Genomic DNA, 8002 nt, shown 5'->3' with positions numbered 1-8002 from the left:
CCTCTCCCACCCCCCCCCTCGGCCCGTGGCCCCGGGGCTGCGGGGGCGGCGGGGGGCGGGCCCGCCCCGCGGCCCCCCCCCCCCCGCACGCCCCGGTCACCTGTCAGGCCTTGCGGGTGCCGCGGTACTCCACGGGACCTTCACCGGGGAAGCGGGCGGTGCCGGTGAAGCGGGAGCCGCCGTCGAAGAAGGTGATCGCGGCGCTGCCCTGGTCGCCGCTCCAGGTGACGGTGGTGCCGGTCGACGGCGCGCCGGATCCGGGGACCACCTGGCTGCGGGCGGAGATCTGGACGGTCAGGTCCTGGTCGGCCTGCCAGCCGCCGCCGCCGGTGTGGATCTCGGTGCGGTAGGTCGCCATGTGGGGCCTCCTCGTGCTGCGGTGGACGTTGCCCGATCACTGTTACCCGGGCGGAGGTCCCCGCGCTCGCAACTGTGAACGCCGTGCCACTACCGGGTGGAACTCCTTCCACGAGGTGACCATCACCGGTTCGGCGGGTGCGGTCCCACCGGGGTTTGTGGGTCTGAGGAGCCGTCACGAGCCGACGTCGGCGCGAGCGAAGGGTCACCGCCGGCCGAACAACCGCCCCAGGAACGACTTCCGCCGTGGTCCGACCGGCGTCGCGGGCTCCTGCCGTTCGCCGTCGGCGCGGTCCGCGGTCTCCTCGTCCGGGTCGGGTGCCGGGTCGTACGGCTTCGGCGCGCCGTCCGAATCCAGGCGCCGCAACCACTCCGCGGCGTCGGCGGCGAACGACGCGAGTCCCGCCTCCCGGTAGGCCCGCTCCAGCAGCGCGACCGCCTCGACCCAGTCCGGCGTCGACACGTTCGCGACCGACCGCAGCGCGTGCACCTCCAGCGCCAGCGCCCCGGCCTCCGCCGGGGGAGCGGAGCGGGCGCGGTCCAGCAGGGCCCGGCACACCTCGTCGGCCCGCTCGCCGACGACCCGCGCCGGCACGAACGCCGGAATCGCCACGACCTTCGGCCGCACCGCCGCGAGCAGCTCCGGGTCGTCCGCCAGCACCCGCGCCAGCGGCGGGAACCCGGGCCGTGACGCCGGTGTCGCGGGCTCCGGGCGGCCCAGTCCCGCCAGCACGCCCGCCGCGGTGCGGGCCTCGGCCTCCTCGCCGAGTTCGCGGTGCTCGACGCACGCGACGTGCGCGGCGAACTGCGTGATCTGCCGCTCCAGCGGGTCGCGCGGACCGCCGCGCGTCGCCAGCGCCACCAGGACCAGGTCACCGGCCCGCGCGGCGACGTCGCCGTCGGCGCCGACCAGCATCGAGACGAACGCGGTGAACGCCAACGTCCGCAGCACGCCCATCGGGTCCTCGGGCCGGTCGAGGTAGTGGTCCAGCGCCCGTTGCGCGTCGTGGACCGCGCCGAGGCCTCGCCCGGCGTGCGCGAGGACGCGGGCCCGGCGCGTCCGCACGTCGGCGACGAGCGCGCCCGCGCCGGCGACCCGCAGGTACGCCTCCTCCGCGACGTCCAGCGTCCGCACGGCGGCGTCGTGCTCGCCCAGGGCGAGTTCGACCTCCCCGAGCGCGTAGTGCGTCGACCCGCACTGGCCGAGGTTGCGGGCGCTCGGATCGCGTTCCACCCCGTCGCGCAGCAGTGCGGCCGCGCGCCGGTAGTGGCCGACCGCGTCCCGCGCCCGGCCGGCGGCGACGGCCTCCTGCGCGGGCTCGATCGACGCCAGCACCCGGGCCTCGAAGTCCCTCGGTGCCAAGGGTTTCCCCGGTGTCGTCGGTTCCTCCGGTGCCGGCAGGGATTCCAGCCTGCTCACGAGCGCGAAGACGTCGGACCGCAGCCGTGCCGCGCCGGGCGCCCGGTCGACCAGTCCCCGCAGCCAGGTCACGACGTCCTCGAGCTGGGCCGCCTCGCCCGCGTCCGCGTAGGCACGGCCCAACCGGACCAGCGCCTCGACCCAGTCGGCCTTCGGGTCGCCGGCGACGCAGCGCAGCGCGTGCACCTCCAGCCCGAGGACGATCGCGGCGGCGTCGTCGGCCTCCCGCTGCCGTTCGACCAGGGCCGCCACCACGCGGTCGAGCCGGTCGCCGACCTTGCGCACCGGCACGAACCACTCGGCGCCGTCGACGTCGCCCCGGACCGCGGCGAGCAGGTCGGCCCGGTCGGCGAGGACCCGGCTCATCTGCGGTCCGACGGGCGCGTTCGTCCGCTTGTCGTGGGCGAGGAGTTCGGAGGCGTCTCCGCCGCCGACCTGCTCCAGGTAGCCGGTCGCCGTCCGCAGCGCGTCGAGGTCGCCGAGCCCCTCCGCCACCCACGCGCTCGTCCGCAGGGCCGTCGTGACCGCCTCGCCGTCCTCGGCGGACAGCCCGCCCGCGCCCATGACCTGCAACGCGATCATGTCCGCGACGGCGATGTACTCCGGCTCGTAGCCGATCATCGCGAGCGGTCGGGTGAACCGGGCGAGGTGGCGCAGGAAGACCGGGCGCTCGAACGTGCCGTCCAGCACGTGCTGCACGTCCGCGACCGTCGACAGCGGCCGGCGCAGGGCACCGTTGACCTCCGCGCGCACCGCCCGCATCCCGGTGAGCGCGTCGCCCTGTCGGCCGCCGAGGACCTCTTCGGCCCGGTCCAGCGTCCCGAGCGCCGCGTCGAACTCCCCGGCCGCGAACTCCTGCCTGCCCAACTCGGCCAGCGCCGTCCCCAGGCGCTCGCGCGGCACCGGCAGCGGATCGCGGCCGACCTGGGCGGTCGCCGACCCGACCTGCTCCCGGGCCCGGGCAAGCGCGGCGGTGTCGCCGACCGAAACGCCGCGCAGTTCCTGCAAGACCAGCAAGTGTCCTGTGGTGCGACGCGGCATCGGTGTCCCCCTGTCGACGGCGATCACCGCCGAACATAGCGGCGGTGTCCAGGGCTCGTCGCCGTCGGCCGGGGTGACCGGGGCGAGGAGGTCGAGCATTGCTCATTCAGTCCACAGTGGACTGATCGCGGCGACGCCATCGGGCGCGGACCGGCGATCCCCACCACCTCGTCGACGAGCGCGCGCCGGTCGGGTGGTTCGGCACGGCCTCGGCGGGGTAGATCAACACCGAGTCGACTGGGGGGAGGCCGGTGTGGCGGGGCGGATCGCGTACGGCAGGGTTGTGGTGTTCGGAGTGCTCGCCGGTGGGTTGTTCGGTGTGGGCCAGGCCTTGTTGCACCACGACGTGTGGGTCGGACTGGTGACGGGCCCGGGGTTCGGGCTCGTGTTCGCCTTCGCGCTGCGGCGGGTCGCGGGTTCCACGGCGTTGCGCGGCTTGGACTTCCGGCGCCGTCGTGCCGTCTCGCGCGCGCTGCGGCGTGGCGTGGCGGTCGAGGACGCGGCGTTGGCCCGACCGCTGGTGGACCAGGCCGATTCGGTGCTCGCCGTGCCGTACCCGGTGCGGACGACGCGGGCGGTGTTCGCCGCGCTGGGACTGCTCGGCCTGCTGATCGCGGTGCTGGGGTACCTGGACCGGGGCGTGTCGGGGCTGTGGGGCGCGGTTCCGCTGGTGGCGCTGTCGGCGGTGCTGGTGGTCGTCGTCCTGCCCCTCGGGGTGCGGCAACGCGAGCGGGTCCGGCGTTCCCGCGACGCGACGGCGGAACGGCACCTGTCCTGACCCGGGACGTCCCGCCCAGGAGGTCGTGATGCTCGGCACCACCCACGCCGGCACCGGCTGGTGCGCGGGACTCGCGCTCGCCCCGTTGCTCGAGGCCCGATCCGTACCGCAGGCGGTGGTCGTCGCCACCGTCACGGCCGGGTCGGCGCTCATCCCGGACCTGGACCACCCGGGCTCCCGCGCCTCCCGGCTCGTCGGGCCGCTCACCGGGGTGCTGTCGACCCTCGCCCGCGGCGCGTCGCGCGGGCTCTACCAGATCACCAAGGGGCCGCGCGACGAGCCGGTGTCGGGCAAGCACCGGCACGCCACCCACACCGTGGCGTTCGCCGCCCTGCTCGGCTGGTGGATCAACTGGGCGACCGGCTCGATGGGCACCTGGGCGGCCGGCGCGGTGCTCGCGCTCGCGGTGCTGCTCGCGGCCGACGCGCTCGGTGACTGGGTGCTCGCGGTGGCGGGGCTCGTCGGGGTCGTGTGGCTGGCGAACGGGACCCTGACCCGGGAACTGGCCGCGCTCGCCGGGTGGATCGGGTGGGCGGTCGCGGCGGGGTGCGTGGTGCACTGCCTCGGTGACGCGCTGACCCGGTCCGGGTGCCCGTTCCTGTGGCCGATCCCGATCAGCGGCGAGACCTGGTACGAGATCCGACCGCCCCGCCCGCTCCGGTTCCGCACCGGCGGTCCCGTGGAGCGGTTCCTTGTCCTGCCCGCCTGCGCCGTGGCGGGCGTGCTGCTGGTGCCGGGGGTGTGGCCCGCGGTCCTGGCCCTCGTGGACCGCTACTGACCTCCAGCTCCCGCGGTGGCACGGCACCGGGGCCCGGACGGGTCCGGGCCCCGGTGGTCGAGGTGGATCAGGTCAGGGTGGTCAGGTGGAACCGGCCGGACGAGTCGGCCGCGGCCGAGATCTGGCGGATGCTGCCCGCGCCGTCGACCAGCTGGGGCCCGGTCCACGCGCCGGACTCGACGTAGTAGCGGTGGAAGGCCTTGCCGTTGGCCAACGTCGCCAGGTGCACGACGGTGCCGCTCGAGGCCAGGACGGCCTGCACCACGCGACCGCCGCTGTCGAGCAGGGTCAGACCCGACCACACGCCGCTGTCGGAGCGGGTGCGGTGGTAGACGTAGCCGCCGCCCACCGTGGTCAGGTGCAGGGTCGAGCCGAGGTTCGCGGTCGAGATGTGGCCGACGCCGCCGCCGTTGTCGACCAGGACCGGGTTGGTCCAGGAGCCACCCGCCCAGCGGACGCGGTGGAAGACCCTGCCGTTGGCCAGCGTGGTCACGTTCAGCGTGCCACCGATTCCGGTCAGCGCCACCTGCGTGACGCCACCGCCGCCGTCGATCAGCGACGGGCTGGTCCACGAGCCCGCCGCGGACCGGACGCGGTGGAACACCTTGCCGTTGGCCACCGTGGTGATCTGGAGGCCCTCGGGGGTGACGGCCGCCGCCACCTGGGTCACGAAGCTGCCGTTGTCGATCACCGTGGTGGGCGTCCACGAGCCGTCGGCCGCGCGTTGGCGGTAGAAGACCCAGCCGGTCGCGACGGTCAGCACGTGCAGGGTCCCGCCGTCGGCGGCCACCGCCACCGATGCGACGGCGCCGCCGGTGTCGAAGGGCGACGCGCCGGTCCAACCGCCGTCGGTCTGCCTCGTGTTCAAGTAGGCCACGGCGCTGACCGGCGCCGCGGTCGCCTGGGTCGTCGGGAGCACCGTCAGGGTGGCGGCCCCGGCCACCAGCAGGCCAAGGAGTCTGCGAAGCATGTTTCCCCGTTTCCTCACCGCGTGGAGTTCCGCGGCCGCCGACCGTACGGAGCACGGCGCACGGCTGTCTTGAACGAATGACGGCTGTGAAGTGGGACCGTTCGGCGCATTCCACGTCGGGAGTGCGGGCAACACACTCAGGTGGTGGAAAATCGGGAGCCAACCGCGATGCCGGAAGTGGTTCGGTATCGCGTATCGCCGTCTCTGCGTGCCGCCGTGGTCGGCTTCACCGGCTACCGGGAATACTCCGCCGATCCATTTCTCCGGCATCACGTGCCGAACATCACGCCGTTGTTGTTCATCGGCTTCGGAGTTCCGCTGCGCATTCTGTCGGCCACCGGGCCGCCGCGATCGGCGTCGTCCATCCTCCAGATGGCGCCGGCGGGCGGGTGCCTCACCGGGCACGGCGGGTGGGAGCACGGCATCCAGGTGGACCTGACGCCGACCGGCGCCTACCAGCTCACGGGCATCCCGATGCACGAGGTCACCGGCCGTTGCCTGGCGCTGGAGGAGGTCTGGGGCGCGTGGGCGCACTGGTTGGAGAGCGGGCTCGGCGCGCTGCCCGACTGGCCCTCCCGGTTCGCGTTCCTCACCACCGCGCTGGAAACCCGGATGAGGTCCGGTCCCGTCCCGTCGCCGCGGGTCGTACTGGCCGCGGCACGGCTCCAGCACCCGTCCGGAGCAGTCGTCGGGGATCTCGCCGCAGAACTCGACTGGAGCCGCCAGCACTTGACCGAGATGGCGGTGCGCCAAATCGGTCACACGCCGCGCACGGTCATCCGATTGGCCCGTTTCCAGCGCGCCGGAAAAATGCTGTCCGAACCGGCCGGTGTCTCCTTCGCGCACATCGCCACCCTGTGCGGGTACAGCGACCAGGCGCACTTCAGCCGGGATTTCCGCACTTTTGCGGGACGAACTCCGGTCAGGGTGCCCGCCGACCAGTTCCCGTACCGGAACTGCGTGCGGCTGCCCTCGCGCTGAGGGCTCGGCGCCTCGACGCGGACGACGGGCGGTGCGCCGCGTCGGGGTTCACCGCCGCGTTCCCACGTCGGCCAGGTCGGGCGCGGGGGACGGGGTCGTCGCGAGGCCGCTGTGGCGGAGGAACCACGTGGTGGCGCCGGCGGCGAACGCCAGCGACAGCAGGCCGCCGGTCGCCATGGCGGTGCGGACGCCGGCGTGCTCGGCGAGCCAGCCGATCGCGGGGCCGCCGATCGGGGTGCCGCCCATGGAGATCACCGTGTACACCGACATCACGCGGCTGCGGACCGCCTCGGTCACGTCGAGTTGGACGTAGGAGCTGACCAGGGTGTTGAGGTACATGAAGGCGAAACCGGTGAGCACCAGCATGACCAGGAACGCCGGGTAGGCGGGCATCGCGGCGGTGCCGGCCTCCAGGGCGCCGAAGGCGGCCACGGCCAGCAGGACGGCGCGCACGGTGGGGGTCGTGCCGCGGCCCGCGGTGAGGGTGCCGGAGACCGTGCCCACGGCCATGGCGGTGGACATCAGGCCCAGGCCCCGGGCGTCGACGTGGAACTCGGTGCCGGCGAACAGGGTCAGGGTGACCGGGAACGTCGCGCCGAACGTCGCCACCACCGCGAAACCCGCCAGGACGCCGATCAGCGCGGGGCGGCGGCGGACGTAGGCGAGGCCGCCGAGGGGGTTGGAGGGACCGGTTGTCGGGGTTCGGGGCGCGCGTCGCCGGAGGGTGGCCAGGCCGGTGATGACGACGGCGAACGAGGCGGCGTTCACGGCGAACACCCACCCGGCGCCGATCCAGGTGATGAGGAGGCCGCCGATGGCCGGGCCGGTGAGGCGGGCGGCGGTGAGGGAGACGATGTTGAGGCTCGCCGCGTTCGGGATGCGGTCGCGGCCGACGAGGTCGAAGACGAAGGAGAGCCGGGCCGGGTTCTCCACCACGAAGACCGCGCCGAGCAGGAACGTCAGCAGGTAGATCAGCCACAGCGGGGACGCCCCGGCGGCGACCATGACGGCCAGCGCCACGGCCTGCGCGGCGTAGAGGGACTGGCAGACCAGCAGGACGGTGCGCCGGTCGAACCGGTCGACGACGGTGCCGCCCCAGAGGCCGAACAGCAGCACGGGGAGGAACTGGAGACCGACCGCCCAGCCGACGGCGGTGCCGCTGCCGGTGAGGTTCAGGACGTACCAGTCCAGGGCGACGGCCTGCATGGCGGTGCCGGTGTTGGAAACCAGGCCGGTGATCCAGTAGACCCGGTAGTCCCGCTCCGCCAACGCGGGAAACGCCGCGACCAGTCCCATGTGGGCATGATCGCAGCGCCCGCCCGGTCATCCCACGACCGCGCGGGACCGCCCACGATGCGGGACGACCGGGTCGATTTCCACGGTGCTCTTGCACCTTGCCGTGCGCATCCGGACGGGTTCTCGACGCGGGTGGACAATTCGGCCCGGCGCCGGGTACGCGGAGGAAACGATCGCGAACTTCTTCGCGTGGCGGTGCGGCCGGCGGTCGACGGATTCGGGTCGTGGCCGAAAAGCGCACCGCGGAGAAGGTCGACGGCGGACGGTCGGACCGGTCCGGTCTCCGACGACGTTTGCGCCGGACCCCGCCCACGCGGTACTTGTTGGACACCTGTGCTTAATTCCTCGTTCCGCGCCGCGGCGCGCAGTCGTCGGAAAGTC

General features: G+C 73.9%; 7 protein-coding genes. 3 read left to right on the top strand and 4 right to left on the bottom strand.

Translation table 11 applies throughout. The features are described from left to right. Positions 1 to 103: 103 nt before the first annotated feature. Complete coding sequence (locus tag AB0G50_RS25980) at positions 104 to 358, bottom strand: hypothetical protein (protein ID WP_360113131.1); 255 nt, start codon at positions 356 to 358, stop codon at positions 104 to 106. Positions 359 to 562: 204 nt separating this feature from the next. After that, a complete protein-coding gene (locus tag AB0G50_RS25975) occupies positions 563 to 2794 on the bottom strand; it encodes a hypothetical protein (protein WP_360113129.1) in 2232 nt (743 codons plus the stop codon). Between the two features lie 277 nt (positions 2795 to 3071). Between AB0G50_RS25975 and AB0G50_RS25970 the strand changes: the two genes are divergently transcribed. Together AB0G50_RS25970 and AB0G50_RS25965 are read left to right on the top strand one after the other, a co-directional pair. Further along, complete coding sequence (locus AB0G50_RS25970; protein ID WP_360113127.1) at positions 3072 to 3596, top strand: hypothetical protein; 525 nt, start codon at positions 3072 to 3074, stop codon at positions 3594 to 3596. 28 nt (positions 3597 to 3624) lie between these two features. Continuing rightward, on the top strand, positions 3625 to 4374 hold the full coding sequence (locus AB0G50_RS25965; RefSeq protein WP_360113125.1) for a metal-dependent hydrolase: 750 nt from the start codon (positions 3625 to 3627) through the stop codon (positions 4372 to 4374). A 67-nt stretch (positions 4375 to 4441) separates the two neighbouring features. Here AB0G50_RS25965 and AB0G50_RS25960 read toward each other — a convergent pair whose 3' ends face one another. After that, positions 4442 to 5344 carry a hypothetical protein gene (locus AB0G50_RS25960; protein WP_360113123.1) on the bottom strand — a complete coding sequence of 301 codons (903 nt, stop codon included), beginning with the start codon at positions 5342 to 5344 and terminating at the stop codon, positions 4442 to 4444. Between the two features lie 273 nt (positions 5345 to 5617). On the opposite strand from AB0G50_RS25960, the gene AB0G50_RS25955 reads away from it, so the two are divergent. Further along, a complete protein-coding gene (locus AB0G50_RS25955; protein WP_360113121.1) occupies positions 5618 to 6325 on the top strand; it encodes a helix-turn-helix domain-containing protein in 708 nt (235 codons plus the stop codon). Positions 6326 to 6373: 48 nt separating this feature from the next. Here AB0G50_RS25955 and AB0G50_RS25950 read toward each other — a convergent pair whose 3' ends face one another. After that, positions 6374 to 7621 (bottom strand): MFS transporter, encoded by a 1248-nt coding sequence (locus AB0G50_RS25950; protein WP_360113120.1) that lies wholly within the window; start codon positions 7619 to 7621, stop codon positions 6374 to 6376. Positions 7622 to 8002 lie beyond the last annotated feature (381 nt).

This window comes from Actinosynnema sp. NPDC020468 (genome assembly GCF_040642015.1).
In the GTDB taxonomy this organism is placed as follows: Bacteria; Actinomycetota; Actinomycetes; order Mycobacteriales; family Pseudonocardiaceae; genus Actinosynnema.
This window is presented reverse-complemented; position numbering and strand designations above follow the sequence as displayed.